Annotated in this window: 25 protein-coding genes; 5 read left to right on the top strand and 20 right to left on the bottom strand. The window is 58.9% G+C overall.

The window, feature by feature from the left end; translation table 11 throughout:
* Positions 1-100: 100 nt before the first annotated feature.
* From AC0B60_RS12310 to urtA, 14 genes are all read right to left on the bottom strand, one after another.
* The gene (locus tag AC0B60_RS12310) at positions 101-925 is read right to left on the bottom strand and encodes a nuclease-related domain-containing protein (protein ID WP_465086109.1); all 825 of its coding nucleotides are present in this window, start codon (positions 923-925) and stop codon (positions 101-103) included.
* A 166-nt stretch (positions 926-1,091) separates the two neighbouring features.
* The gene (locus AC0B60_RS12315) at positions 1,092-1,676 is read right to left on the bottom strand and encodes a HupE/UreJ family protein (RefSeq protein WP_465086110.1); all 585 of its coding nucleotides are present in this window, start codon (positions 1,674-1,676) and stop codon (positions 1,092-1,094) included.
* 45 nt (positions 1,677-1,721) lie between these two features.
* Positions 1,722-2,360, bottom strand: coding sequence for an urease accessory protein UreG (gene ureG / locus AC0B60_RS12320; protein ID WP_465086111.1), 639 nt, complete (start codon positions 2,358-2,360; stop codon positions 1,722-1,724).
* Between the two features lie 23 nt (positions 2,361-2,383).
* On the bottom strand, positions 2,384-3,097 hold the full coding sequence (locus AC0B60_RS12325) for an urease accessory protein UreF (RefSeq protein WP_465086112.1): 714 nt from the start codon (positions 3,095-3,097) through the stop codon (positions 2,384-2,386).
* Positions 3,069-3,611, bottom strand: coding sequence for an urease accessory protein UreE (gene ureE / locus AC0B60_RS12330; RefSeq protein WP_465086113.1), 543 nt, complete (start codon positions 3,609-3,611; stop codon positions 3,069-3,071). Before ureE ends, AC0B60_RS12325 begins: the two co-directional genes overlap by 29 nt.
* A 38-nt stretch (positions 3,612-3,649) precedes the next feature.
* Positions 3,650-5,353, bottom strand: a complete 1,704-nt coding sequence (gene ureC / locus AC0B60_RS12335; RefSeq protein WP_465086114.1) for an urease subunit alpha — start codon at positions 5,351-5,353, stop codon at positions 3,650-3,652.
* Positions 5,350-5,667, bottom strand: a complete 318-nt coding sequence (locus tag AC0B60_RS12340; RefSeq protein ID WP_465086115.1) for an urease subunit beta — start codon at positions 5,665-5,667, stop codon at positions 5,350-5,352. The genes ureC and AC0B60_RS12340 overlap by 4 nt, the downstream gene beginning before the upstream one ends.
* A 10-nt stretch (positions 5,668-5,677) precedes the next feature.
* Positions 5,678-5,980, bottom strand: coding sequence for an urease subunit gamma (gene ureA / locus AC0B60_RS12345; RefSeq protein WP_465086116.1), 303 nt, complete (start codon positions 5,978-5,980; stop codon positions 5,678-5,680).
* Positions 5,981-6,328: 348 nt separating this feature from the next.
* On the bottom strand, positions 6,329-7,231 hold the full coding sequence (locus AC0B60_RS12350) for an urease accessory protein UreD (protein ID WP_465086117.1): 903 nt from the start codon (positions 7,229-7,231) through the stop codon (positions 6,329-6,331).
* The gene (urtE, locus tag AC0B60_RS12355) at positions 7,228-7,926 is read right to left on the bottom strand and encodes an urea ABC transporter ATP-binding subunit UrtE (protein ID WP_465086144.1); all 699 of its coding nucleotides are present in this window, start codon (positions 7,924-7,926) and stop codon (positions 7,228-7,230) included. The genes AC0B60_RS12350 and urtE overlap by 4 nt, the downstream gene beginning before the upstream one ends.
* A 17-nt stretch (positions 7,927-7,943) precedes the next feature.
* The gene (gene urtD / locus AC0B60_RS12360; protein ID WP_465086118.1) at positions 7,944-8,768 is read right to left on the bottom strand and encodes an urea ABC transporter ATP-binding protein UrtD; all 825 of its coding nucleotides are present in this window, start codon (positions 8,766-8,768) and stop codon (positions 7,944-7,946) included.
* Positions 8,765-9,901 carry an urea ABC transporter permease subunit UrtC gene (gene urtC, locus AC0B60_RS12365; RefSeq protein ID WP_465086119.1) on the bottom strand — a complete coding sequence of 379 codons (1,137 nt, stop codon included), beginning with the start codon at positions 9,899-9,901 and terminating at the stop codon, positions 8,765-8,767. Before urtC ends, urtD begins: the two co-directional genes overlap by 4 nt.
* Positions 9,902-9,904: 3 nt before the next feature.
* Positions 9,905-11,503 carry an urea ABC transporter permease subunit UrtB gene (gene urtB, locus AC0B60_RS12370; protein ID WP_465086120.1) on the bottom strand — a complete coding sequence of 533 codons (1,599 nt, stop codon included), beginning with the start codon at positions 11,501-11,503 and terminating at the stop codon, positions 9,905-9,907.
* Between the two features lie 97 nt (positions 11,504-11,600).
* Positions 11,601-12,911: an urea ABC transporter substrate-binding protein gene (urtA, locus tag AC0B60_RS12375; RefSeq protein ID WP_465086121.1), complete on the bottom strand. Its 1,311-nt coding sequence runs from the start codon at positions 12,909-12,911 to the stop codon at positions 11,601-11,603.
* 803 nt (positions 12,912-13,714) lie between these two features.
* Between urtA and AC0B60_RS12380 the strand changes: the two genes are divergently transcribed.
* From AC0B60_RS12380 to AC0B60_RS12400, 5 genes are all read left to right on the top strand, one after another.
* Positions 13,715-13,984 (top strand): ComEA family DNA-binding protein, encoded by a 270-nt coding sequence (locus tag AC0B60_RS12380; RefSeq protein ID WP_465086122.1) that lies wholly within the window; start codon positions 13,715-13,717, stop codon positions 13,982-13,984.
* 168 nt (positions 13,985-14,152) lie between these two features.
* Entirely contained in the window at positions 14,153-14,932 is a 780-nt protein-coding gene (locus AC0B60_RS12385; RefSeq protein WP_465086123.1) for a (Fe-S)-binding protein, read from the top strand.
* On the top strand, positions 14,929-16,368 hold the full coding sequence (locus AC0B60_RS12390; RefSeq protein ID WP_465086124.1) for a LutB/LldF family L-lactate oxidation iron-sulfur protein: 1,440 nt from the start codon (positions 14,929-14,931) through the stop codon (positions 16,366-16,368). The genes AC0B60_RS12385 and AC0B60_RS12390 overlap by 4 nt, the downstream gene beginning before the upstream one ends.
* Positions 16,365-17,024, top strand: a complete 660-nt coding sequence (locus tag AC0B60_RS12395; protein WP_465086125.1) for a LutC/YkgG family protein — start codon at positions 16,365-16,367, stop codon at positions 17,022-17,024. The genes AC0B60_RS12390 and AC0B60_RS12395 overlap by 4 nt, the downstream gene beginning before the upstream one ends.
* Positions 17,021-17,941, top strand: a complete 921-nt coding sequence (locus AC0B60_RS12400; protein ID WP_465086126.1) for a DMT family transporter — start codon at positions 17,021-17,023, stop codon at positions 17,939-17,941. Before AC0B60_RS12395 ends, AC0B60_RS12400 begins: the two co-directional genes overlap by 4 nt.
* Before the next feature lie 19 nt (positions 17,942-17,960).
* On the opposite strand, the gene gloA is transcribed toward AC0B60_RS12400, so the two are convergent.
* The 6 genes from gloA to AC0B60_RS12430 all read right to left on the bottom strand — a co-directional run bounded on the left by gloA (position 17,961) and on the right by AC0B60_RS12430 (position 26,206).
* A complete protein-coding gene (gene gloA, locus AC0B60_RS12405; RefSeq protein WP_465086127.1) occupies positions 17,961-18,518 on the bottom strand; it encodes a lactoylglutathione lyase in 558 nt (185 codons plus the stop codon).
* Positions 18,519-18,797: 279 nt separating this feature from the next.
* Positions 18,798-19,934: an alkane 1-monooxygenase gene (locus AC0B60_RS12410; RefSeq protein ID WP_465086128.1), complete on the bottom strand. Its 1,137-nt coding sequence runs from the start codon at positions 19,932-19,934 to the stop codon at positions 18,798-18,800.
* Positions 19,935-20,132: 198 nt separating this feature from the next.
* On the bottom strand, positions 20,133-21,503 hold the full coding sequence (locus tag AC0B60_RS12415; RefSeq protein WP_465086129.1) for a sigma-54-dependent transcriptional regulator: 1,371 nt from the start codon (positions 21,501-21,503) through the stop codon (positions 20,133-20,135).
* On the bottom strand, positions 21,500-23,689 hold the full coding sequence (locus tag AC0B60_RS12420; protein WP_465086130.1) for a sensor histidine kinase: 2,190 nt from the start codon (positions 23,687-23,689) through the stop codon (positions 21,500-21,502). Before AC0B60_RS12420 ends, AC0B60_RS12415 begins: the two co-directional genes overlap by 4 nt.
* Positions 23,676-25,694 (bottom strand): TRAP transporter permease, encoded by a 2,019-nt coding sequence (locus tag AC0B60_RS12425; RefSeq protein ID WP_465086131.1) that lies wholly within the window; start codon positions 25,692-25,694, stop codon positions 23,676-23,678. Before AC0B60_RS12425 ends, AC0B60_RS12420 begins: the two co-directional genes overlap by 14 nt.
* Positions 25,691-26,206, bottom strand: coding sequence for a DUF1850 domain-containing protein (locus tag AC0B60_RS12430; protein ID WP_465086132.1), 516 nt, complete (start codon positions 26,204-26,206; stop codon positions 25,691-25,693). The genes AC0B60_RS12425 and AC0B60_RS12430 overlap by 4 nt, the downstream gene beginning before the upstream one ends.
* Between the last annotated feature and the right edge of the window lie 13 nt (positions 26,207-26,219).

The following is a 26,219-nucleotide window of genomic DNA, read 5'->3' on the forward strand; positions in this document are numbered from 1 at the left end:
ATCATTCCTAGCTGGTTAAAAAACCATTTCCCAAAAGATAAATCCGGAAGTCCATGCCAAAGATCGTCTCACCATTCGACATCCTTGCCGCTCGTAACTTCTAGCTAGAGGCCGGAGCGAATTCATTTCTCCCAGTACAGAGAATGTAAGCCACCATAACGAGGTTAACAAAGGCGAGCTCAAGCTTGATCTTCCAGCGGCTCTTGGATGGCGCTGATCTGACAGGCACTCTCTTCTCTTGTGTAGCGCCACCTTGGTTCGTTGAAGCACTCTTATTAGGAACAACGTGCTGGACGTAGCTCCGGTCATCTCGGTATGTCCTGCGCGCTGCCTTTAATCGAACCGAGTTAAGGGCCTCGTCAATTTGCTTGACTTGCGTTGCAGTCAGCTTCAGTTCCAGATGCGATTTGATGAAATTCAGGTACCAAGCTCTCTGGATCCCGTTGTACGGCATGTTGGTCTTGAAAAAAGAATCTTTGGCAAACAGTGGGACCGAGTGAATCCGCTCATCACTCAATTCAAATAGCTTCCGGAGCGTCTTCACATGTCTGTAGTTCTGGTGAAGCGGGTTCTGGAATTCCTGGGAGTAACGATAGATTTTCTGGGTCCACTGGCGCTGTTTAGCATTGCCAAAGATCCAGCCTTTCATGTTTTTGGTTTCTACCACGAACACGACATATCGGGAGACGATGACATGGTCGATCTGGGTGGTGCCGTCTTCCGTTGGCAGGGTGACGTTCTTGATCAGGTGGTAGTGGGTTTTATCGAGAAAGAGTTTGGCGGAAAGGTTAACCACGGCTTCGCCCGCTTTGCCTTTGAACCAAGGTGATTTGATGACCACAGCCAGGATAAACAGGGGAATCAGATACCAGATGCTCGTGGGAATGGCGTTTTGGAGGGTGTGCAGTATCTGGGTGTGGTCCATCCGTTATCCTTAACAGCGGTGTAAATCCGTTTCTTATGACTACACACTAGACCAACCCTTGCGAAAGTTCCTACCCGGAAGACGTAAAATTTAGTAAATCATATACAACAAAAGCCGCCCGGTTTCCCGAGCGGCTTTCTGTTTGCTATCTGCTTTCGTCAGGCTATCAAGCAGCCGCCAGATACGCCCCCGCAGCTGTCAGCACGCCACCAACACCACGGCTGAACCGGCTATCCGCTTTCAACATCAGGCTACCCAGCCCACGGCCAACCAGAGTGATGGCGAGGGTAGCGATGGAGAAACCGGCCAGGTATGCCGCGAGCGTTGCGCCTGTGGGCATTTCTGTGCCGTGGGCGAAGCCGTGGAACAACATAAAGGCACCGACGAGCGTGCCGCCAACAGCCGTGGGCAGTTTGGCCAGGGTGGCGATGAGAATACCGGCCACCAGCACGGAGAAGGTGATACCGGTTTCAACACCCGGCAAGCTCATCCCACCCCAGGCAAGCCCCGCACCCAGTATCATCCCGCCAATCACAAACAGTGGCGTAATCTGTTTCATGGTGTTGCTCTGGCGCACACTCCAGAAGCCAATGGCAGCCATGGCCAACAAATGGTCCAGGCCCAGCATGGGGTGCAGCAGGCCGCTGAGGAAGCCGCTTTCAGCGTGGGCGCCGTGGCCGGTGTGAGCGGCGGCGGTGGTGGCGGTGAGTAGCAGGCCGGCGGCCATGAGGAGTTTGGTTGTCTGGTTCATGGTGTTCTTCCTTGTGTTGCTGAATTCGGTGTTGGTGGTTCGGTGTCAAGCGGTTTCGGCCGCTTTGTTCGGGCGCCGTTCCGGCAGCATGCCGCGCTCGAGGATGAAGCTGATGATGGTTTCCAGCCCTACGCCGTCGTACAGGTTCGTGAACACAAACGGGCGCTCGCCGCGCATTTTCTTTGAGTCACGCTCCATCACATCCAGGGAGGCGTGTACCTGTTCAGCGATGTCGATTTTGTTGATGATCAGCAGGTCCGATTTGGTGATACCGGGTCCTCCCTTGCGGGGAATCTTGTCGCCGGCGGAGACGTCGATCACGTACAGGGTGAGGTCGCTCAGTTCCGGGCTGAAGGTGGCGGAGAGGTTGTCACCTCCGGATTCCACCAGCACCAGTTCCAGATCCGGGTGGCGGCTTTGCAGGTCGTCGATGGCCGCCAGGTTCATGGAGGCGTCTTCTCGGATGGCGGTGTGCGGGCAGCCGCCGGTTTCCACGCCGAGGATCCGGTCGGCCGGCAGGGCATCGTGTTTCAGGAGGAAGTCGGCGTCTTCTCTTGTGTAGATGTCATTCGTGACCACAGCAATGTCGTAGTGGTCTTTCAGGGCTTTGCACAGTTGGCGTAGTAGCGCGGTTTTACCCGAGCCGACCGGGCCGCCGACTCCAACTCTCAGACAATGTGTCATGGCAGTTTCTCCTCGATTTTTATTCAGCTTCTGAAAAGCCGTGAATACTGTGTTTCGTGTAAGGCACTTCCGAGCGCCAGTCCCGGCAGGATGGGCCCGAGTTCGTGATCGTTCCGTTCCAGAGCGGTGTCTACCGCCACGGCAAGCTGTGGCCGCAGCCGTTCGATAATGCGCTGGGCGGCGGTGTGCCCAAGAGGCAGCGCCTTGCAGGCCACCGCGAGCTGGTTTTCCAGCCAGGCCCAGGCGAAGCCGAGTAGCGCTTGGCGCACGGGCACAAAGCGTTTGTGGGCAACCCAGGCGAACATGGTGATGTAGCCGGGGTCTGCCGGAATCAGGTGTTGCTCGGGCAGGAGCTCCAGGTTGCGCAGCAGAGTCACGAGGGCGCCGCCAAGGCGGGTGTCTTCGTCGCTCAGTTCGGCGGTTTCCCGGGTGGCGTGCAGCCAGTCGTTCCACTGCGCCAGCGCATCGGCATCACTGCTGGCCCAGGCGCTCTGCAAACGCACCAGCAGGGGCAGTTCGCAGCGGCTGAGGCCGTCTTCCAGTACGCCTTCAATCCACTCGGCCAGTTCGGCTTCGTTGTTCACCCAGCCCAGTTCGAAGGCGCTTTCCAGGCCCTGGGACCAGGCGAAGGCGCCGATGGGCAGTGCGGGGCTGACCAGTTGCATCAGGCCCAGCAATGCCAGGTCGTTCACCTGTGGGGTGCCGGCCTCAGTGGGTGTGTTTGTGGCTGTGGCCATGGCTATGCCCGTGGTCGTGATCGTGTGAATGGCTATGGTCGTGCCCATGGGAATACCCGGCCTGGGTGTAGGCGCCGGGTTCCGGGTCGAACGGGGCCGTGTGGTGTATCAGGGTGGCGCCCAGGCGTTCCGCCAGCTCTTCCAGTACATGGTCCGGGGTGATGCGCACGTAGGCGCCCTGCTCGTCCATGCCGATAGCCAGCGTTACGTGGCGGTTGCCCAGGTGATAACACAGGCGCGCCAGGGGCTGACCGTTTTCGATGTGGGCGGTGACCACCTGTTCTTCGGCCGCGCGGATGCGGATGATCTCGCCGGTTTTTGCTTCCAGCAGATCGCCGTCCCGCAGTACCGGGCCACGATCCAGAAACAGGCCGACGTCCACGTTGGTTTCGGTGGTCGCGCGCAGGCGGCCACGAATGCGTAGCTCGTAGGGCAAGATCAGGTTGTCCAGGATCTCGCTGGTGTCGATCCCGGCGCTTTTCACATCACCGATGCGTTGTGTCAGTTCCAACATTCGCTCGTTCCTCTCAGAGCAGCCTTGTGCTGTATTGATTAAAAAAGATGGTAGCGCTGGGCCAGGGGCAGTTCGGTGGCCGGCTCACAGGTGAGCAGTTCGCCGTCTGCATGTACTTCGTAGGTTTGCGGGTCCACGGTGAGGTGCGGGCACGCGTCGTTCAGTTTCATGTCTTTCTTGCGCACGTCCCGCACGCCTTTACAGGCGGACAGCGGGCTGTCCAGGCCCAGCTCTTCATTGATTCGGGCATCCAGCGCAGCCTGGCTCACAAAGGTCAGGCGGGTGGCACTGGCGGCCTTGCCGAAGGCGCCAAACATGGGGCGGTAATGCACCGGCTGGGGCGTGGGAATCGAGGCGTTCGGGTCACCCATGGGGGCGGCCGCAATCATGCCACCTTTGATGATGCAGGCGGGCTTCACGCCAAAGAACGCGGGGCTCCAGAGCACCAGGTCTGCCAGCTTACCCACTTCCACCGAGCCGACTTCGTGGGCGATGCCGTGGGTGATGGCAGAGTTAATGGTGTACTTGGCGATGTAGCGCCTGGCGCGGAAGTTATCAGCGCCCCGCTCTTCGTCTTCCGGCAGCAGCCCGCGCTGCACTCTCATTTTGTGGGCGGTTTGCCAGGTGCGGCACACCACTTCACCCACCCGGCCCATGGCCTGGGAGTCGGAGGAGATCATGGAGATCACGCCCATGTCGTGCAGGATGTCTTCCGCGGCGATGGTCTCACGGCGAATACGGGAATCAGCGAAGGCCACGTCTTCCGGGATATTGGGGTCCAGATGGTGGCACACCATCAGCATGTCGAGGTGTTCGTCGATGGTGTTCACGGTGTAGGGCCGTGTGGGGTTGGTGGACGACGGCAGTACGTAATCCTTGGAACAGGCGGTGATGATGTCCGGTGCGTGACCGCCGCCGGCGCCTTCGGTGTGGAAGGTGTGGATACAGCGACCCTTGAACGCAGCCAGGGTGTCTTCCACGAAGCCGGATTCGTTCAGGGTGTCGGTGTGGATGGCTACCTGCACATCGTACTGGTCTGCCACAGTCAGGCAGTTGTCGATGCTGGCCGGGGTGGTGCCCCAGTCTTCATGCAGTTTGAGGCCGATGGCACCGGCTTTGATTTGCACTTCCAGCGCTTCTGGCAGGCTGGCGTTACCCTTGCCCAGGAAGCCGATGTTCATGGGCAGGCTGTCGACGGCCTGAAGCATCTTGCCCATGTGCCAGGCACCCGGTGTGCAGGTGGTGGCGTTGGTGCCGGTGGCCGGGCCGGTGCCGCCGCCAAGCATGGTGGTGATACCGCTCATCAGCGCTTCTTCCACCTGCTGGGGGCAGATGAAGTGGATGTGGGGGTCGATGCCGCCGGCGGTGAGGATCTTGCCTTCCCCGGCGATGATTTCAGTGCCCGGGCCGATAACAATTTCCACGTCTGGCTGGGTGTCCGGGTTGCCGGCTTTGCCGATGGCGGCGATGCGGCCTTTCTGGATGCCCACGTCGGCTTTAACGATGCCCCACCAATCGAGGATGAGGGCATTGGTGATGACGGTATCCATCACGGCATCGTCGCAGCGCTGGCTCTGGCCCATGCCATCACGGATAACTTTGCCGCCGCCGAATTTTACTTCGTCGCCGTAGTGGGTGTGGTCTTTTTCAACTTCAATCCACAGTTCTGTATCGCCGAGGCGCACGCGGTCGCCAACGGTGGGGCCGTACATGTCGGCGTAGGCCTGTCTGGAGATTTTCATGCTTTGCCCTCCAATTTACCCATCACATCGCCGCGGAAGCCGTAAATCTCCCGGTTACCGGCGAACGGGATCAAAGTGACGGATCGCGTTTGGCCGGGTTCGAAGCGAATCGCGGTGCCGGCGGCGACGTCGAGGCGGTAGCCGCGGGCTTTGGCGCGGTCGAAGTCGAGTGCGGGGTTGGCTTCGGCGAAGTGGTAGTGGGAGCCGATTTGAACGGGGCGGTCGCCGGTGTTGCCGACGTCGATGGTGATGCGTTCGCGGCCTTCGCAGAGTTCGATGTCGCCGTCTTTGAGGTCGTATTCTCCGGGGATCATGGCGCGCTCCTTAGACGATGGGGTTGTGAACGGTGACGAGTTTGGTGCCGTCCGGGAAGGTGGCTTCTACCTGCACTTCGTGCACCATGTCGGCCACGCCGTCCATGACGTCGTCGCGGGTGAGGATTTCGGTGCCGGCGCTCATCATTTCAGCCACAGAACGGCCTTCGCGGGCGCCTTCCATGATTTCGGCGCTGATTAGGGCGACGGCTTCGGGGTAGTTCAGTTTCAGGCCTTTGGCCTTGCGGCGTTCTGCTAACAGTGCTGCTGTGAATAGGAGCAGTTTGTCTTTGTCTCTGGGCGTTAGCTCCATTTTGTTCTCCTGAAAACTTTAAGTTATCGGCAGGAGGGAAGAGCTGTCCGGGATACGCTGTGAATACGTCCATGTACGCTCGGAAAAAACATCCATGTTTTTTACGATCCCGGACAGCTCTTCCCTCCTGCCTTGTCTGAATTCTCGGTTGGCTGCCGGTTTAACTTCGTTATTCCAAACAACCATTTATGACCCAATCGAGCTAGCGCGCTAACTCTTTGTTCCGCCGAACAGGGCGGGTGGGTCCGTTCGGGGATGTAAAAAACATGGATGTTTTTTTCAAGCGTCCATGGATGGATTTACAGCGTGCCCCGAACGGACCCACCCGCCCTGTTCCCGCACAAACCATCAGGTCAACCATATCCGAGGCACCACCGCAGACTGCCCGGCCAACAAGGGCCGAAGTACCTCCCAGGCACGCTGACAAACATCCCATGCTTCGTTTCTTTCATTGCCCAGGTAACGCAACAGAACCACACCGCGCCGGCGGGTAACGGCCCAGTGGGCGGAGGCCGGTAGTTGTTCGCGGATGGCTTCTATCGCGCCGGCTTCGTCTTCCAGGCCGACGGCCCACAAGGTGGCCTGAACGGTGGCGCCGCCCTGCCCCCATTTGCCGTTGAAGCGGGCATGAGTTGGGTCCAGGAGTTGGCGCTCCAGCCACAGGGGTTTGCCATTCATAGTCAGGCTGAAGCGTTGTTCCATGTGGCCGGTGACGAACGGCAGGTTACCCACTGGGCGACCGAGGGCCAGGATTTCCCAGCCGATGCATTTGGCGCCGGTTTCCAGTTCGATGGTGGTGGTCTGTTCGCCCCGGGAGCCGTTGAAGGCCAGGGTTTCCTGGGGGAGGTATTCGAGAACGCCGCCGTCGGCGACTTTCAGGTGTGTGTGCTGCGCCCAGGCAACGCCGTTGCGGTCTGCTTTGTAGAGTTTTGCCGCCGCCGGGGTGGTTACCAGGGTGTGGGCGCCACTGCCCACCGCTACATTGATGTTCAGGGCGTCGCCGCTGACCAACCCGCCGGGTGGGTGCAGCAGGTATACATGGCAGCAGCCGGTTTTGCCTTCGGGGTAGAACGGGCGCTGTACCCGTAATGGCCCTTTGAATTGGGTGCGGGTCATTCGGGTAACTTGCGCACCCTGCTCCTGCCGGGCTTCGAACCCCAGGTCCAGGGTGGCGGCCCAACGCCGGTCCGCGTCGAAGCGGTGGCCGGAGTCGTGGGCCGCGTTGGTAGTGATGGGCTCGTAGGCGGTCATACCGTCAGGTGCTTCTTGATGAGTTCATCAGACAGCCCCGCAATCTCGCCCTCGGCCACGCGGCGGCCGCGGTCCATGATGGCGAAGCGGTCGGCGTATTTGCGGGCGAAGGGCAGTTTCTGCTCCACCAGCAATACCGTCAGGCCGTCTTCCTTGATCAACCGGCGGATGACTTCGCCGATCTGGGCCACGATGTTGGGCTGGATGCCTTCGCCGGGTTCGTCGAGGATCAGTAACTGAGGCTCAATCACCAGGGCGCGGCCGATGGCGAGCTGTTGCTGCTGGCCGCCGGAGAGGTCGCCGCCACGGCGGTTTTTCATTTCCTTGAGTACCGGGAACAGCTCGTAGATGCGCTCGGGGATTTTCTTGCTGCCGTCCTTGCGCACGGCCAGGCCGGTGCGCAGGTTTTCTTCCACGGTCAGCAGCGGGAATATCTGCCGGCCCTGGGGCACGTAACCAACGCCGAGGCGGGATCGTTCTTCAAGTTTCTGTTTGGTCAGTTCGGTGCTGCCATCAAACTGGATGCTGCCGCTGCTGGTGGTTTCCTCACCCATGATGCATTTCATCAGGGTGGTTTTGCCCACGCCGTTGCGGCCCATCACGCAGGTGCACTGGCCTTTGGGCACGTCCAGTTCCAGCTCCCAGAGGGTGTGACTCTGGCCGTAGAACTGGTTCAGCTTGTCGATTTTCAACATTTGCTTTTCGTCAGGCATCAGGCTTCCTCCCCGAGATACACCTTGATCACTTCCGGGTCGTTGGAGACCTGGTCCATGCTGCCTTCCGCCAGCACGCTGCCCTGGTGCAGCACGGTCACCTTGCGGGCGATGGAGCGCACGAAGCCCATGTCGTGCTCCACCACCACAACCGACTGTTTGCCGGCAAGGCTGGTGAGCAGTTCGGCGGTGCGTTCCATTTCCTGCTCGGTCATCCCGGCCACCGGCTCATCCACCAGCAGCAGGCGGGGCTTCTGCATCAGCAGCATGCCGATTTCCAGCCACTGCTTCTGGCCGTGGGAGAGAATGCCCGCCAGCTGACTCCGCAGTTCCTGCAGGCCGATGGTGACCAGCACTTCGTCGATGCGATCGCGGAATTCCGCTTTCATGGTTGCCCGCAAGGTGGGGATGACCCGCTTGTCGGTGGCCATGGCGAGTTCGAGGTTTTCGAACACCGTTAAGGCTTCGAACACCGTGGGTTTCTGGAATTTTCGGCCAATGCCCAGTGAGGCGATCTCCGGCTCATTCATGGTCAGCAGGTTATGGCGGCTGCCAAACCATACTGAGCCGGTGTCCGGGGCGGTTTTACCGGTGATGATGTCCATCATGGTGGTTTTGCCCGCCCCGTTAGGGCCGATGATGCAGCGCAGTTCGCCGTCGTCGATGGTCATGTTGAGGTTGTTGATGGCCCGGAAGCCGTCGAAGCTTACGTTGACGTCTTCCATGTACAGGATCGGCCCATGGCGGGTATCCACGGGGGACACCGCTGGGGTCAGGAATTCAAACACGCGGTCGCGGTTGGAAAGCTCCTCGATAATGCTCATGCGGTCGCCTCCGTAGTGGCTGGGGCGGTTGTCGTGTCCGTGTCGTGCTTTTTGCCCTTGCGGCGGCTGGCCAGCAGGCCGGCGATGCCTTTGGGGAGGAACACGGTAACCAGCACAAACAGGCCACCCAGCGCGAACAGCCAGGCGTCTGGCATCACACCGGTAAACACGGTTTTGGCGTAGTTCACCAGCACCGCGCCAATCACGGCGCCGTACAGGGTGGCGCGGCCGCCAAGAGCAACCCAGACCACCACTTCAATGGAGAACAGCGGTGAAAATTCACTGGGGTTGATGATGCCGACCTGGGGCACGTACAGGGCGCCCGCCACGCCAGCAATCATCGCGGAGACCACGAATACGAACAGCTGTACCCGGTCCACCCGGTAACCCAGGAAGCGGGCGCGGGCTTCAGCGTCGCGGCAGGCGATGCTGACCCGGCCCAGTTTGCTGGTGACAATGCCCCGGCACACCACGTAGCCGATGGCCAGGGCGATACCGGTGGCGACAAACAGCCCCAGGCGGGTGGCGTCGGTGCGCAGGTTGAAGCCGAGAATGTCGCGGAAGTCGGTCAGGCCGTTGTTGCCGCCAAAGCCCATCTCGTTGCGGAAGAAGGCCAGCATCAGCGCAAAGGTCAGCGCCTGGGTGATGATGGACAGGTACACGCCGGTTACCCGCGAACGGAACGCAAGGAAGCCGAACACCAGTGCCAGCAGGCCCGGCGCCAGCAGCACCATGATGAAGGCAAACCAGGCCATGTCGAACCCGAGCCAGTACCAGGGCAGTTCCTGCCAGTTCAGGAACACCATGAAGTCCGGCAGGGTGGGGTCGCCGTAGGTGCCGCGATCGCCGATCTGGCGCATCAGGTACATACCCATGGCGTAACCACCGATGGCAAAGAAGGCGCCATGGCCCAGGCTGAGGATACCGAGGTACCCCCACACCAGGTCCACGGCCACCGCCAGCAAGGCGTAGCACAGGTATTTGCCCAGCAACGTCACCGTGTAAGCACTTACATACAGGGCACTGTCTTCTGGCATGGCCACGTGCAGGAAGGTCACGATAGCCAGGGCTGCAAACAGAACGCCCAGGAAAATCTGCGTGGATCGTTCACGCAAGGGTCGAGTCAACCACATACCTTAACCCTCCGCTGCCCGGCCTTTCTGGGGGAAGAGCCCCTTCGGCCGTTTCTGGATAAACAGGATGATGAAGACCAGAACAATGATCTTCGCGAGTACGGCACCGGCCCAGGGTTCCAATAGCTGGTTAATGGTGCCCAGCGACAGCCCGGCAATGAGCGTACCCCACAGGTTGCCCACGCCACCGAACACCACCACCATGAAGGAGTCGATGATGTAGTTCTGGCCCAGGTTGGGGCCGACGTTGGTGAGCTGCGACAGCGCCACACCGGCCAGGCCGGCGACGCCGGAGCCGAGGGCGAAGGTCATGATGTCCACGCGGGTGGCGCGGATACCCATGGAGCGGGCCATGGCCCGGTTCTGGGTCACGGCGCGCACTTCCAGGCCGAGACGGGTTTTACGCATGATCATCATCAGTGCGGCGAAGACGATCAGCGCAAACGCCAGGACATAGAGTCGATTCAATGTCAGGGAGAGCGCATCGTTGATCACCAGCGAGCCGCTCATCCACTCCGGTGTCACTACGGTGCGGTTCTGGGGCGAGATTACGGTACGCACCAGTTGCTGCAGGATCAGGCTGATGCCGAAGGTGGCCAGCAGGGTTTCCAGCGGGCGGCCCTTGAGGAACTGGATCACGCTGCGCTCAATGATGATGCCGGCAGTGGCCGCCACCATAAAGCCGGCGGGAATCGAGAGAATCAATGCCAGGCCAGGCTGGCCCGGCAGCAGTTGTTGCATACCCCAGGTGGTGTAGGCACCCAGCATGATCAGCTCGCCGTGGGCCATGTTGATCACGCCCATCACGCCGAAGGTGATGGCCAGGCCGATGGCAGCGAGCACCAGAACAGAACCAAGGGACAACCCGAAATACAGGGTCTCCGCGGCGCGGTTCAGTTTCAGTTTCTGTTCGATGCTGTCCAGGGCTTTGGTGGCACTGTCAGCCAGTGCCGGGTCGTCGTTCCGGGCGGCTTCATTCAGGGCCGCACGAGCGCGGGGATGAAGGCTGCCGGCGAGCACGTCAACGGCTTCAAGGTTGCCCTCGCCTACCCGATAAATGGCCAACGCTTCTTCAATGCGGTTGCGCACGCCGGCGTTTTCTTCCTGTTCCAGCCGCGCTTCCAGCGGCTCGACCAGGGATGCGTCCACTTTACCCATCATGTCCTGTGCGGAAGCTTCACGCACGGCAGGGTCTTCGGCGTTCAGGTCCAGCATTGCAAGAATGCCTTCCAACTGGCCCCGTATCCGGTTGTTGATGGCGATTCTGTCCAGCTCGCGGCGGGACATTTCGCCCAGATTCTCTCCGGTCAGCGGGTTTGCAATCTCCCAGTCCCTGCCCCGGTTATTCAATACGATTACGACCTGCCCGGTGTCTTCTATCTGGCTCAGGCGGTTGTTTCCATAAGCTTCGAGCCAGCCCCTGGCTCTTTCGTCACCGCTGCTGACGATGGCGTTAATGGCCTCTTCCACGCGGCTGGCTGGCGCGTCTGCAAGATTGTTCAGCAGAGCCTTTCCGGGGTCGTCTTCCTGGGCGGAGGCCGGAAGCGACAACACGGAAACCAGGGCGATAAGCAGCAATGTGAGCGATCGAATGATGCTCATGATGGTGTCCTGTCAGTTGAAAGCGAGTTGCGGAGGCGACAATCCGGGGAAGCATGGCTGCCCCGGAATGCCTGTATTGCTGTGCTGGCTGCTTGCCTTATTCGGCTTCTTCAGCCGCCATTTCGCCGGCGGAGGCGCCACACTTACCGGTCACTGCGTTAAAGCTTCCGCAGAACATCGGCTTACGCCAGTCGGCAATCAGGTCACGGGAACCTGGCAGGAAGTCAGACCAGGCGTCGCCAGCCACGGTAGACGGGGTTTCCCAGACCACGGAGAACTGACCGTTGTCCTGAATTTCACCGATCAGTACCGGCTTGGTGATGTGGTGGTTAGGCATCATGCTGGCGTAACCGCCGGTGAGGTTCGGCACGCTCACGCCGATGATGGCGTCTTTGACTGCGTCCACGTCGGTGGTGCCCGCTTTCTTGACCGCTTCAATGTACATGTTGAAGCCAATGTAATGGGCTTCCATCGGGTCGTTGGTGACGGCTTCTTCGTTACCGGTGTGGGCAACCCACTGGTCGATGAAGTCGTAGTTCGCGTCGCTGTCCACGCTCATGAAGTAGTTCCACGCGGCCAGGTGGCCAACCAGCGGGCCGGTGTCGATACCGGAGAGTTCCTGTTCACCCACGGAGAAAGCAACAACCGGGATGTCTGAGGCGGAGATGCCCTGGTTACCCAGTTCACGGTAGAACGGCACGTTGGCGTCGCCGTTGATGGTGGAGACCACGGCGGTCTTCTTGCCGGCAGAGCCGAAACGCTTGATGTCAGACACAATGTTCTGCCAGTCGGAATGGCCGAAAGGCGTGTAGTTGATCATGATGTCTTCCTTGGCCACGCCCTGGTCCATCAGGTAGGTCTCAAGGATTTTATTGGTGGTGCGCGGGTAGACATAGTCGGTACCGGCCAGAACCCAACGCTCAACACCGATGTTGTTCATCAGGTAGTCCACTGCAGGAATCGCCTGCTGGTTGGGGGCGGCGCCGGTGTAGAAGACGTTCTCGGAAGATTCTTCCCCTTCATACTGCACCGGGTAGAAAAGCAGGCCGTTGAGTTCTTCTACCACTGGCAGTACCGATTTACGGGACACGGACGTCCAGTTACCGAAAATCACGTCCACTTTTTCCTGGGCCAGCAGTTCACGGGCCTTTTCGGCGAACAGCGGCCAGTTGGAGGCTGGGTCAACCACAACCGCTTCCAGCTCACGGCCGAGCACACCGCCTTCGGCGTTCTGCTTGGCAACAAGCATCTCGACGGTGTCTTTCAGCACGGTTTCACTGATGGCCATGGTGCCGGAGAGAGAGTGGAGGATGCCGACCTTGATGGGATCTTCGGCGGCCGCTGCGTTAAGAGACATAGAGAGAGCCAGTGCTGACAGGCCCAGTTTCACGTGTTTTTTAATCGTCATGTTGTGCATCCTTTTCGGATTGATTGGTGTTATTGCCCCAAAATGCACCAACCCCTCTGCATCAGCTGTTCCAGAATGCAAATCACGCCTTATCTTTCAGAAACTTAACGTCCATTAAACGATATTCCACTGGGCTTTCGAACCACCAGTAACGCACCATGATGAATCGACACTCCACTAAGCGCACTATTACGATGCGCCGAACCCGCAGCCATACAATTCTATCAACCCACAAATTAACTCATTGTTTTAACTATTTTTTTTATTTTAATCCCGCATATCCTCCGGTCACTGTCCAGAAACGGGGCAACAGCATGGTCAACTCTGGTGCTCCAGATCATTAATTGTGCACCGGAAACTGTGAATGCGAAAAATCCAGGAAATGCATGAACATACGTTCAAAATCCACCTGTCATTTTGATTACAAATCTGTAAGAGATATCGCACAACTAAGGGAGCGAATGTCCGGTTTCTTGAGAATGGCTCCCACGTAGAATAGTCAGCGTCAAGGATGAAAAGCCGGCAAGGAATGCTGGCTCAGGGAAGATAACTCCAGGGATCAGGAGTTGCCCAGGGAATCAGGGCTGCAGGGACGAACAACAGGGAAGACGTGCACAGGATGTTGCGCAGCCTGAAGGATCAGGCATGGGGTCAGCCACGGGCTCAGGAGCATAGGGAATGTGTTCCTGTCCGTGCACTTACTCTCCCGCCCGTTACCTTCTTCTTTACTCAATCAGCTCCGCCGCTTTTACGTCCTGACGAATAATCAGAAACGTAAAATCACTCTCAGGAGCAAAGCAAGAATGAAACGCACCCCTTATATCGCCATAATGGTCCTTCTGTTTAGCCTGTTCACCGGTTTCGCCCACGCTGAGCCTGCCAGCATCAACATCAACACCGCCGACATTGAAACCCTGGCCAGCCTCAACGGCATCGGGCAGAGCAAGGCCGAAGCCATCGTGGCCTATCGCGATGCCAATGGTCCTTTCCAGTCCAGCAATGACCTGACCAACGTCAAGGGCATTGGTGAGCGCACGGTTGAAAAGAACGCCCAGCGCCTTACGGTCGAATAACGCAATTCGGGCAGTGGCCCGCTGCCGCTGCCCGTTCCCCGGCCACGCTATACCACCCCACCCGTTTTCCGAACACGCAGACTCCCCATAAAGTCGGCTGGCAACCGCCAGGGCGCCGCCCTATTATTGTGGTTCAGAGAGACAATAATAATCGCGAGCGACGGCACTATGGTTGATCCCATCAAGGTTTACCCGGCCAAACCTTCCAAGGTCTATTTCTACGGTACTTGCCTGGTCGACATGTTCTACCCGGACGCGGGCATGGCCGGTATCCAGTTGCTGGAGCGGGAAGGCATTCAGGTAATCTACCCCGAAGACCAGACCTGCTGCGGCCAGCCCGCCTATACCTCCGGCTATCACGATGAAGCCCGTTCGGTGGCCCGAGCCCAACTCAACCTGTTTCCGGAAGACTGGCCGATTGTGGTGCCGTCCGGGTCCTGTGGCGGCATGATGCGCAAACATTACCCCGACCTTTTCAAGGACACCGGAGACGACGTGAAAGCCGCAGAAGTCGCCGGACGGATCTGGGAGCTGACAGACTTCCTGGTGAACGTGTGCCACATCAAACTGGACGACCTGGGTGAGCCCACGACCGTAGCAATGCACACCTCCTGCTCAGCCCGACGTGAAATGGGTGTCGCGGAAGTTGGCCCCAAACTCCTCGGACAACTGAAAAACGTCAATCTGGTGGAACAGGTGCGGGCGGAGGAATGCTGTGGTTTTGGCGGCACCTTCGCAGTGCGTCACCCTGAAATCTCAGGGGCCATGGTCAGTGAGAAGGTGGATACCCTGGTGGACACCGGTGCCACGGAATTCGTGACCACCGACTGCGGCTGCCTGATGAACATCGCCGGCTACGCTGAGAAGAACCAGAAACCCGTATCGGGCCAGCACATTCTCAGCTTCCTCTGGGAGCGCACTGGTGGCAACGAAGGGGAACGCTCATGAGCGAAACAGCACACCAATCAGCCCATCACATCGATGTAAAAGAGTTTCACCCCCGTGCGCGGGCGGCTATCCATAACCCGCAGGTTCGCCAGAACTTCCGCAAGGCGATGGACGGCCTGATGACCAAGCGCAAGTCCGCGTTCGAAGGCTGGGACCTGGAAACCCTGCGGGACCTGGGCGCCAACATCCGCCTGCGGGCGCTGGCCAACCTGCCCGACCTGCTGGAGCAACTGGAACAGAAGCTGACCGAAAACGGCGTTACCGTGCATTGGGCGACCGACGGCGATGAAGCCTGCCGCATCGTGCGCGACATCTGTGTGGCGCGAGACGCCAAGACCGCAATCAAGGGCAAGTCCATGGTGTCCGAGGAAATGGAACTGAACCATTACCTTGAGGAACAGGGCATCGAGGCCCTGGAGTCTGACCTTGGCGAATACATCGTGCAGCTGGCGGAAGAAACCCCCTCGCACATCATCATGCCGGCGATTCACAAGAACACCGGTGAGATCTCCCAACTGCTGCACGACAAAACCGGCACCGATCTGTCCAACGACGTTGAATACCTGACCGCGAACGCCCGGCTGCAGTTGCGGGAAAAGTTCCGCAATGCCGACGTGGGTATTTCCGGCGTTAACTTCGCCGTGGCCGAAACCGGCACCCTGTGCCTGGTGGAAAACGAAGGTAACGGGCGCATGACCACCACCGTCCCGCCCTGCCACATTGCCGTGACTGGCATTGAAAAAGTGGTACCCAAGCTGGAAGACGTGACCGCCCTGCTGGCGTTATTGACCCGCTCGGCCACCGGCCAGCACATCACCACCTATTTCAATATGATTTCCGGCCCCCGCAAGGCCAATGAGATGGATGGCCCGGAAGAGGTTCACTTGGTGCTGGTGGACAATGGCCGCTCCACGATTTACCAGGACGACGAGCTGTTGGACACCCTGCGCTGCATCCGTTGCGGCGCCTGCATGAACCACTGCCCTGTTTATACCCGGGTCGGCGGCCATGCCTATGGCACCACTTACCCCGGGCCCATCGGCAAAATCCTGATGCCGCATATGGTGGGCCTGGATGAAGGCCGGCACCTGCCTACCGCATCGAGCCTGTGTGGCGCCTGCGGCGAAGTCTGCCCCGTTAAAATTCCGATTCCGGACCTGCTGGTACGACTGCGCCAGGAATCCGTGGACGGTGACAAGCTGCACCCAGCCAAGGTTCGCGGCCATGGCGCCAAGCGTAGCGGTATGGAAGCGATGATCTGGAAAGGTTGGAGCTGGATGCACGCCAGGCCGGGGCTCTACCGCTTGGGTACCAGCCTGGGCGCACGTTTCCGCAAGCTTCAGCCAGGCAAGGTCGGCGCCTGGACACAATACCGAACAGCGCCAAAACTGGCGCCTAAAACCCTGCATGAACGGATGAAGGAGCGTGGCCAATGAGTTCCAGAGACGCCATTCTCCAGCGCCTGCGCAACCGCACAGGCGGTGAACTGACGGCCCCGGAATGCGATTTTTCAGTGCTTGATCGTCCGGACTGGAGCACCGCTGAACGGCTGGACATGTTCGAACGGACGATCGAATCGGTTCACGGCGAAGTGCATCGCACCACCGAATCCGGCTGGATTGACCGGTTGGCTGAAATCCTGCAAACCCGAGGCGCCCAGACCCTGCTGATTGCGAAGGAACATGAGATCGGCCAGGCCCTGAAAAGCGCCACCAAGAACCGCGAGGACCTGCCGCAATTGCTGGTGTACGACGAACCGGTCGACAGCTGGCGGGAAGCCCTGTTCAGTGAGGTGGATGCCGGCATTACCTCCACCCGTGGCGGCATTGCCGAAACCGGGTCGCTGATCCTGTGGCCGACGGCGGACGAGCCCCGGCTGATGAGCCTGGTGCCCCCTATCCACATCGCAGTGCTGAAGGCCAGCGAGCTTTACACCACGTTCCACGATGCCATGCAGTCCCAGAACTGGGCCGCTGGCATGCCAACCAATGCGCTGTTAGTCTCCGGGCCTTCGAAGACCGCTGATATCGAGCAAACTCTCGCTTACGGTGTTCACGGTCCCAAGGAACTCATCGTACTGGTTATTGAATGATCCGAGGCGCATTACTGATTGCCCTGGCCGCCCTGCTCTGGGCGACCACGGGCATTGTGGCAAAATTCCTGTTTTCCGGCTCCGACCTGCAGGCTGTTACCCTGGGCTTCCTGCGCCTGGCGGTGGCTCTGCCGTTTTTCTTTGTGTTGATGTGCAGGGAGCAGAAAGCACTTGCCCGCCAATCCGCGCCCTTACCGAAACTGACTCGCAAGGCACTGGTGCCGTTGGTGGCCCTGGGGTTCTTCCAGGCGGTGTACCAGGGCAGCTATCTGCTGGCCGTGGATATGACAGGGGCTGGTATTGCCACGCTGATCGCCCTGTGCCTGGCGCCGGTACTGGTGGCAATCATGGCGGCACCTCTGCTGGGTGAAAAACCAGGGCTGGTGACCATGCTGGCCCTGGCAGCCGCCATCGCGGGCACCGCCATGCTGGTAATCAGCGATATGGACAGCGCCGGCCGGCTGCGCCTTGGCGGTATTCTGGTGGCGGTTCTGGCAGCCCTGGTATACGCCGGGTTTACGCTCACCAGCCGGCACACCTCCACGGGCACGCCGGTGTTCACCACGGCGTTCATCTGCTTTTTTACCGCCGCGCTGATTCTGCTGCCTGTCGTCGCTCTGAGTGGTGGTTTCGACGGGCTGGGGAGCCTGGAAATCTCACAATGGCTGATGGTGGGCTACATTGGCGTGGTGCCAACCTGCCTGGGGTATGTCAGTTTCTTCAGCGGCATGAAGACCACTCCCGCCACGCTTTCGAGCATTATCGTTACGCTGGAGCCACTGTTCGTGGCGTTGCTTGCCTGGGTGATTCTGGGGGAGGAACTGGGGGTGATTGGCATTGCCGGGGCGTTGATTCTGACGGCTGCGGTGATTGTGGCTTCAAGAAGCAGTGTCGGGCCCCGCCCCGACACTGCCTGATAACGCCAGTTCAGGCGACTTACTCTTCCTCTTCTGCCCGGCGCTGCTTCTCGAGCATGTTCGGCTGCAGGATTTCGATCCAGTAGCCGTCCGGGTCTTTAATAAACGCCAGACCTTTCATCTTACCGTCGTCCGGCTTTTTGACGAACTCCACGTCCAGTTTTTCAAAGCGGTCGCAGGCACTGTAGACGTCCGGTACGGCAACGCCGATGTGGCCAAAGCCCTGGGGCTCGTCGTTGCCGTTGTGGTAGCCGAATTCTTCTTCGTTCTCGGTACCCCAATTGTGGGTCAGCTCAAGCATGGCTTCACGGCCGAAGATGAAGGTGGTGCGGTGGGCGTCGTCGTTGGGGACCATGTTGGCCTGGCGGTCGTCGAGGTAGGCGAGGAAATAGAGGGTGAATTCCATTTCCGGGAAGTCGAGTTTTCTGACGAGGCGCATGCCCATTACCCGGGTATAAAAGTCCATGGAGCGCTCGGGGTCTTTGATGCGCATCATGGTTTGGTTGAAGACGTAGCCTTCGGTCTCGGGGACGGTTGCTTCGTGCAGGCCTGGGGCTTGTTCGAAGTGTTTGGGCATGGGGGCTCCCTTTTATGGGTTCAGGATTCAACCATTATACATGCGTGCGTTAAAGGGAGATTTCAAGGTCTGCTTTTGATTGCTTGTCTTGGGGGCTTGATTGGGGGGGGGGGCTGGCCAGTGTGGAGGCTTTCTCCCCAGACACGCCGTGAACCCATCCATGGGGGCTCGGCATTGCCATCCATGGCAATGCACGGTCTGGGGAGAAAGCCTCCACACTGACCGATCGTACTCTTCAGATAACGCCTTTAGGCGTATGCCTCCTGTATTTGTCTCGACTCACGCCAACTGGTGTTCTTCGCCTTCGTAATACGCCTCCACCCTCGGATTCATCACCTTTTTCCACAGTGGCGGGATCATCGCCAGGACGACCATGGCGGCGTAGCCAGCGGGAAGTTGGGGTGCTATCTCGTGGTGGCGGAGGACCTGGTAACGGCGTTTGGCCCAGGCGTGGTGGTCGCTGTGGCGCTGGAGGTGGAACAGGAAGACGTTGGTGAGGAAGTAATTGGAGTTCCAGCTGTGTTCCGGGCCGGTGCGTTCGTAGCGGCCGTTTTCGAGTTTGCGGCGGTGGAGGCCGTAGTGTTCGAGGTAGTTGACGATTTCCAGCAGGTTGAGGGCGATGAAGCTCTGGCCGAGGAAGAACGCTGCGCCAAGCCAGCCGAAGGCGATGGTGAAGGCGGCGAGTGCCAGGGCGGTGATGCTGTACCACCAGATCAGTTCGTTGCGCCAGCTGAAGGCTTTGTGGCCTTTTTTCTCGAGGCGTTTGGCTTCCAGTTTCCAGGCGTTGATGAAGTTGCGGGCGTAGGCCTGGGGCAGGAAGTTGTAGAGGGATTGATTATAGCGTGACGACGAGGCGTCTTCCGGGGTGGAGACGTGGACGTGGTGGCCGCGCAGATGTTCGACCTTGAAGCCGGCGTAGCTGACCAGTGACAGCAGGAAACCGCCAGCCCAGGTTTCGAGTTTGCCGTCTTTGTGGATGAGTTCGTGGGCGACGTTGATACCAAGGCCACCAACGATACCGATGGAAAATATCCAACCGATGCTTCCGGCCACATTGAACGGGCCGGAAGCCAGTACGAACATTCCCCATACCAGCAACACCGCAAACGCGGCGACCCAGCCCAGAGTGATGAGTTTGTAGAACACTTCGGTGTTCATGCGCGGGGTGTCCACTTCCTCGTTCGGGTTGAGGGCGTCTTTGCCCAGCAGCAGGTCGAGGATGGGGATGATACCGAAGACGACCACCGGTACGCCCCAGGCGAACAGGTTGATCCATCCTGTAGCCTGCCCGGCCGCCAGCAGCAGAGGCGGCAAGGCCAGGGGCAGCATGGCAATCAGGTAGCTGTATTTCTTGAGTGTCAGTAGCACTTTCCGGCGGGCGGATTCGGTGCTCAGAGTCAATGGTTTGGTACTCACGTGTTTTCCCTCATTGGCTGTTGCGTTGGATCTTAGCGACCGCTTATTGTTGACTGCATTATTGTCCTACAATACGACAGTCGTCAAGAAAGAAATGCCAACTTTTTGGTTAACACACCACCACTCCGAGTGTCGATTACTGACAACCGGCGTGGATTCAGGGAGTTGTAAAGAATCGTTCAGGAAAAACGGGGGGAGTCAGTCGGCAACAAACGCATCACGTTTGAGGCCGTACTTTTGCATCTTTTCATTTAACGTACGGCGGGGAAGATCGAGCACTTCCATGACCATTTTTATGCTGCCGTTGTGATGGCTCAATTCGGCACTGATGAGGGCCTTCTCGACCTGCTCCAGGCGGTCGCTGAGCGAGCCCTCTCCCGAAAACCCCGTCGAGCGGTTGCTCTGCCCGAGTTGCAGCAGGTCGGATAGCGATATGCCGCTGAAGCTGCGGGTCAGCAGATACCGTTCGGCGGTGTGTTTTAGTTCACGGACGTTGCCTGGCCACTGGTGCAACTCCAACGCGAGAACATCCTCGTAATTGAGAGCGGGCACCTCCAACTGGTTGCTTTTGCCCGCTTCCCGCAGGAAATGAGCGAACAGGGGTGGCACGTCATCAATGCGGTCACGCAAGGCGGGTAGATATATGTCTGCTACCATCAGCCGGTAATAGAGATCTTCCCGGAAGTGCCCGGCTCTGGCAGCTTCCCTCAGGTCCTCCTTGGTGGCGGAGATGATCCGGACATTGATCGGAACAGGCGCATGGGACCCTACTCGCACCACTTCCCGTTCCTGCAGAACTCTCAGCAATTTGATCTGGAACGACATCGGCATGCTTTCGATTTCGTCGAGAAACAATGTGCCCTCATGTGCCGCTTCGAAATAGCCAATGCGGCGTTTCTGGGCCCCTGTGAACGCGCCCGCTTCATGGCCAAACAGTTCACTTTCGAGCAGGCTTTCCGGTATCGCCCCCACGTTGATAGCGACAAACGGTTGATCCCGCCGGATACTCAGCTGGTGAAGGCTTCTGGCCACCAGTTCTTTGCCCGTGCCGGTTTCCCCGGAAATAACCACGTCGGCATTGGCTCTCGCCAATGCCTGTATGTGCTGCCTGAGGGTTTGTGTTGGTACAGATTCACCAATAATGGCTGTGGCCAGCCACTCTCCTTCTTTCGCGGTCGAATGCTGTGGCTGGGTAGCGAGGGTAACCTGCCGTTGCTGGCAGGCACGTTTGATCAGTTCAACCAGGCGATCCTGCCGGTAGGGCTTCTCAATAAAATCAAAGGCTCCCAACTTCATGGCTTCGACCGCCTGGGCTATACCACCGTGACCGGTAATCAGGATCACCGGTATCCCCTGGTCGATCGACTGAAGCAGGCTCATGCCGTCCATGCCCGGCATGCGGATATCGCTGACGACAACACCGCGGAAGTCAGTCGTCAGCATGGGTAACGCATCGCGGGCATCGCTGAAGGTGGTGACCTCAATGTCCGCCAGCGACAGCAGTTGTTCCAGTGATTCCAGTACCGTGGGTTCGTCATCAATCACTACGGCATGCGTTATGTTTTTCACGAATGATCCTCCCTTCTATCGGTACTGGCGGTACTGGCGGTACTGGCAGCACTGGTGATCGGCAGGATCAGGGAGAAACAGGTCCCTTTGCCGAGACGACTGCTGACCGTCAGTTCAGCGCCGATATCACAGGCCAGGCTATAGCTGATCGCCAACCCCAGCCCAAGCCCTTTTCCCATCGGTTTGGTGGTAAAAAAAGGCTCGAAAGCGTGTGTCAGCTGCTCATCGGTCATTCCGTGACCATTATCTTCAATGTTCAACGAAACCTTCTGGGGCGCCCCATCCAGTTCTTCCAGTTTGATCTCGATACGGGCGTCCGCCTCGCCGACGAGCGCGTCCATGGCGTTGGTCAGCAGGTTGACGACAATCTGTTCGAGCACCATCGCATTGGCCCGCACCTCGTAATCGCGGGGCAACGACAGCCGGCATTCCACCTGTTCACTTGTGAACCTCGGCGCCAATAACTCCAAAGCATACTGAACCGGCGCCTGCAACGAAACAAAAGCGCTGCCGGTGTTGCGCTTGCCAGAGAAAATGCGCAACTGACGGGACAACTTCGACAGGCGAGCCACCAGATCCTCAATCTTGAGGAAGTTGTCGTTCACCGCGTCCACCTTGTTTCTCGCCAGCAACATTTGGCTGCTGGCAACGAAGTTCGACAGCGCCGTGAGCGGCTGGTTGATTTCGTGGGCAATAGCGGCCGACATGCGGCCCAGGGCCGCCAGCTTCTGGTTCTGCGCCAGCTCGGCCTGCGCTTCTTCCAGATCCCGCGTGCGCTCCTGAACACGTCGTTCAAGGGCCCGGTTAGCCTCTTGAAGCGCCTGCTGTGCAGCGGTCAGTTCGGTGACATCCTGAATGGTCAGGATAAACTCGTTGTGCTCGCCCACCCGAATCGGGTTGAGCGTGTACAGAATAGGAAAGCGGTTGCCATCTGAGCTGACACCCTCGGCGCGACAGGAGCCATTTCCTGTTTCTTCCGGCTGCCATGGCTGAATCAACTCCGAGGGGTCTCGGAAAATGGCGTCATGGCCAAGCCTGAACAGGTTTCGGGCACGTTCGTTCAGGAACAGCGGCCGGAATTGGTCATCCAGGTTGAGCAGCCCCACATCGGTGTTCTGAATGATGGCTCGTTGATGCGACTCTCGTTCGGCGGTCAGTTGGGCAAGTGCATTCTGGGCCTGAGTGCGACGACGGCGTTCGCGATAGAACAAACTCCCCACCGCGAAACCTGCGTACAGCAGGACAATCATGCTCTGTTTCCACTGCACCTGGGCTTTCACCTCGGCCAGCGGTATCCGGTGATGCATTCGCCATGGGTAGCCCGGGATAGGCGAACCAAACACCAGCTGGGGCCCGCCCGCATTCAGATCAAACGTGGACCAGTCGCTCGATTGCCATTCAGTCACTCGCTGCAGCGGGGTGACCGGGCCGCTTCCATACTGGCGGGTTTGAGCCAGTTCAGCCTTTACGTCCCCGGAGAGCGGCTGCAATGTGGCGTAGTGCCACTGCGCGGAAGACGCCAGGAAGATAATTCCCCTCCTGTCCGTCACCCACACAGCGTCTCCTGATGCCTGCCAACTCTGTTCCAGTTTCTGCAGGTCTATCTTCACCACGATAACGCCCTGCGTCTTTTCTGCTGCGGAGTAGACCGGTGCCGACAGGAACAACCCCGGAATACCCGAGGTTGCCCCAACGGCAAAATAGAAACCGGGTACACCGCCCAATGCATCGCGGAAGTACGGGCGGTAACCGTAGTTCATGCCCACGAAACTGTCTTGCGTGGCGTAATTGCTGGAGAAGTGGGTGGTGCCCTCCGGATCCATCAGGAAGATCTCATCGGAGCCGGCCTCACGATTGATCTGATCCAGGAGCCGCGATATCGATACATCACCCGACAACCGCTTACTCTGACCATCAAGCAAGCCCAGGCTATTGACGATGCGCGGGTCGGAGGCAAGAACACGGGGCAGATACAAGTGACGATCAATAGTGGCCAGAAGGGACGTTTTGTACGCGCCCAATCGCTGCAGCGAATCATTCTTCGCCTGATTAATTTCGTATCGCATCAACCCCGGGTGGGTAAAAACAAGCGCCAGAACCAACGAAAACAGCCCGACAAACAACCAGAACGGCAGTGATCGAAGGGACGGACGATAACGCCGCAATGGCTGACTACCTGAGGGCATAGTTTCGGTGTTCTTGGTGGCGCTGCCAGTAGTTCATTGCCAGCAACACAAGCATCGTCATGACACCCGCCACTTCCACGTTGAGGTCGGGGTAAAACACCGCTATGACGGCCCCACTCAGCGCAATTCGCATCCATGCTTTCATGCTGGTGAAGAGGAAGCCTTCAAGCGCCGCCGCAAAGGCCGCCAGGGCGAGAATGGCAATGAATCCATTCCATAACACCAGAGGCAACGGGCCACCTTCTATGATGACGGGATTGAACACCATAAACAGCGGAATGAGATACAGGCCCTTGGCAAACTTCCAGGCCTGGACACTGGTCTCCATGGTTTTACTGCCTGCGATCGCCGCCCCTGCAAACGCCGCCAGCGCCACAGGCGGCGTGACGTTGGAATCCTGGGAATACCAGAACACCAGAAGGTGGGCCACCAACAGCGGGATACCAAACTCGTTGGTCAACGCCGGCCCCACAAGCACGATCAGCACGATATAGCTGGCTGTCACCGGCAGCCCAAGGCCAAGAATCAGGCTGGCAATGACCACCAGGAACAGCGCCATCAGGATGTTGCCGTCAGCAAACGCGATCATCATGGAAGAGAACTTCAGGCCCAGCCCGGTCAGGCCCACGACCGCCACCACGATACCGGCAATGGCACAGGCAATACTGACCGGAACGGCGTTACGGGCGCCCAGTTCCAGCCCCTGTAACAGCTTTACAACACCTTCCCGCAACGCATGGGTGAGGCTTTTGCCAAGCTGGTTCTCCGCCCGGCCTTGTTTGTAGGCAAGGTACAGGCCATTCAGCCCGGCGATACCAATGATGCCGACCACGGCGTAAAAGCCGACCCGCATCGGGGAAATACCAATGACCAGCAGATACACCAGCATGATGATCGGCAGCAGAAAATACCAGCCGGTGGCCATCACATCCTTGACCTGGGGAAGATCGCTGGAAGGCAGGCCTTTCATGCCCTGCTTCACCGCACAGATGTGAACGAGGAGGTATACGGTGGCAAAGTAAAGCAGTGCCGGAAACACGCTGACCTTGACGATATCCAGATACGGCACCCGGGTATATTCAGCAATCAGGAAGGCGCCGGCGCCCATTAACGGGGGCATAATTTGTCCCCCCGTACTGGCGGCGGCTTCGATGCCACCCGCCTGGGCCGGGCGAAAGCCCAGTTTTTTCATCAATGGGATCGTAAACGCGCCAGTGGTCACCACGTTTGCGATGGCACTGCCAGAGATCGAGCCCATACTGGCCGACGCCAGCACCGCAGCCTTGGCAGGGCCGCCACGCTGACGACCGGTTGCCGCGAAGGCCAGATCAATAAAGAAGCGACCGGCACCGGTGACTTCCAACATGGCGCCGAACAGTACGAAAATGAAAACGAACGTCGCCGCTACCCCCAGCGGCAGGCCGAAAATACCTTCCTGGCCCAGGTACAGCTGGGCACCAATCCGATCCAGGGAGTAGCCACGGTGGCTAAGAATGCCTGGCAACCATTCTCCCAGTTCCGACAGCGGTCCGCGCTGACCACTCATCGCGTAAACGATCGCAATAACGCCGATCACAGTGAGGCCGGTACCTACCGCGCGGCGACTCGCCTCAAGCAAGGTTATGGTGCACACCCAGGCCATGACAATATCGGTCTGGTTCCAGAATCCTGCCCGACTGGTAATCTCGTCAAGAAACCAGACCAGGTAAAACCCGGACGCTGCCGAGGCAATCAACAGGGCGGTGTCGATCAGTGCCGTTATCGGACCGCGGGATTTACCGGGGCGTGGTCCAAATAACAGAAAACACAGCATCATCACCAACGCCAGGTGAATACCACGTTGATAGAACAAACCGAGGGGCTGGATACCTGCACTGTAGAGTTGAAATAACGACAGGCCGATACCGATCAGCGCAACAAGCCAGAGCAAAAGCCTGGGCCCGTTCATTCGTTCAGGCTGCCAATCGCCATTGGTTTTCAGGTAGATGGCCGTTTGTTGACTCATTTGAGTTCGTTTCCTTTATCCCCTGCAGGCCGCACTCGAATCTCAACGAGTTGGTCTGCCGCCAGGTCGCTGAGACTGATCAGGCGCGAACCCACCTCAATACGGTGATTCACCGAGGGGGCGCCGACACGCAGCGAGAGACGATTGTTGGGTATGGGCACCTGCATATCGACGATGCGGTAACCGTGTTTGTTATCAGACGTCAGTGTTCCACGCCCGCTCGTGTAACCAAGGCCGGCGGCGAAGTCTGGTGTGTGGCTGCTGTCCAACATCAGTTGGCCCTCGTCCATCTGAAAGCAATCGGTGACCGGGAACCCCTGGACCGAGTGATTCCACACCAGGCACCACCGCCCGGCTTTGGGCAGATCGATCTCGACCAACGCAGTTTGGCTGGGGCCCGACACCGACAGCTGCCAGGGCGCGGCGCCCTGTGCGCTGACTGCCGTGGGCAATAGTCCCCACAGCAGTAATCGCGTCAGGCAGCCGGCCAGGAAAACCATGCGCCGAGACATGATGGTGGTGAAT

This window comes from Marinobacter sp. V34 (assembly GCF_055524115.1).

Bases quoted from the DNA above. Each gene is read 5' to 3' on its own strand.
- AC0B60_RS12340 (WP_465086115.1), bottom strand. From the start codon at position 5,667: ATGATCCCCGGAGAATACGACCTCAAAGACGGCGACATCGAACTCTGC.
- AC0B60_RS12430 (WP_465086132.1), bottom strand. From the start codon at position 26,206: ATGTCTCGGCGCATGGTTTTCCTGGCCGGCTGCCTGACGCGATTACTG.
- AC0B60_RS12325 (WP_465086112.1), bottom strand. From the start codon at position 3,097: ATGGCCACAGCCACAAACACACCCACTGAGGCCGGCACCCCACAGGTG.
- AC0B60_RS12395 (WP_465086125.1), top strand. From the start codon at position 16,365: ATGAGTTCCAGAGACGCCATTCTCCAGCGCCTGCGCAACCGCACAGGC.
- urtA (WP_465086121.1), bottom strand. From the start codon at position 12,911: ATGACGATTAAAAAACACGTGAAACTGGGCCTGTCAGCACTGGCTCTC.
- ureG (WP_465086111.1), bottom strand. From the start codon at position 2,360: ATGACACATTGTCTGAGAGTTGGAGTCGGCGGCCCGGTCGGCTCGGGT.
- ureA (WP_465086116.1), bottom strand. From the start codon at position 5,980: ATGGAGCTAACGCCCAGAGACAAAGACAAACTGCTCCTATTCACAGCA.
- AC0B60_RS12380 (WP_465086122.1), top strand. From the start codon at position 13,715: ATGAAACGCACCCCTTATATCGCCATAATGGTCCTTCTGTTTAGCCTG.
- urtD (WP_465086118.1), bottom strand. From the start codon at position 8,768: ATGAGCATTATCGAGGAGCTTTCCAACCGCGACCGCGTGTTTGAATTC.
- AC0B60_RS12425 (WP_465086131.1), bottom strand. From the start codon at position 25,694: ATGAGTCAACAAACGGCCATCTACCTGAAAACCAATGGCGATTGGCAG.
- AC0B60_RS12390 (WP_465086124.1), top strand. From the start codon at position 14,929: ATGAGCGAAACAGCACACCAATCAGCCCATCACATCGATGTAAAAGAG.
- ureC (WP_465086114.1), bottom strand. From the start codon at position 5,353: ATGAAAATCTCCAGACAGGCCTACGCCGACATGTACGGCCCCACCGTT.
- AC0B60_RS12315 (WP_465086110.1), bottom strand. From the start codon at position 1,676: ATGAACCAGACAACCAAACTCCTCATGGCCGCCGGCCTGCTACTCACC.
- AC0B60_RS12420 (WP_465086130.1), bottom strand. From the start codon at position 23,689: ATGCCCTCAGGTAGTCAGCCATTGCGGCGTTATCGTCCGTCCCTTCGA.
- AC0B60_RS12310 (WP_465086109.1), bottom strand. From the start codon at position 925: ATGGACCACACCCAGATACTGCACACCCTCCAAAACGCCATTCCCACG.
- urtE (WP_465086144.1), bottom strand. From the start codon at position 7,926: ATGTTGAAAATCGACAAGCTGAACCAGTTCTACGGCCAGAGTCACACC.
- urtB (WP_465086120.1), bottom strand. From the start codon at position 11,503: ATGAGCATCATTCGATCGCTCACATTGCTGCTTATCGCCCTGGTTTCC.
- AC0B60_RS12400 (WP_465086126.1), top strand. From the start codon at position 17,021: ATGATCCGAGGCGCATTACTGATTGCCCTGGCCGCCCTGCTCTGGGCG.
- AC0B60_RS12385 (WP_465086123.1), top strand. From the start codon at position 14,153: ATGGTTGATCCCATCAAGGTTTACCCGGCCAAACCTTCCAAGGTCTAT.
- gloA (WP_465086127.1), bottom strand. From the start codon at position 18,518: ATGCCCAAACACTTCGAACAAGCCCCAGGCCTGCACGAAGCAACCGTC.
- urtC (WP_465086119.1), bottom strand. From the start codon at position 9,901: ATGTGGTTGACTCGACCCTTGCGTGAACGATCCACGCAGATTTTCCTG.
- ureE (WP_465086113.1), bottom strand. From the start codon at position 3,611: ATGTTGGAACTGACACAACGCATCGGTGATGTGAAAAGCGCCGGGATC.
- AC0B60_RS12350 (WP_465086117.1), bottom strand. From the start codon at position 7,231: ATGACCGCCTACGAGCCCATCACTACCAACGCGGCCCACGACTCCGGC.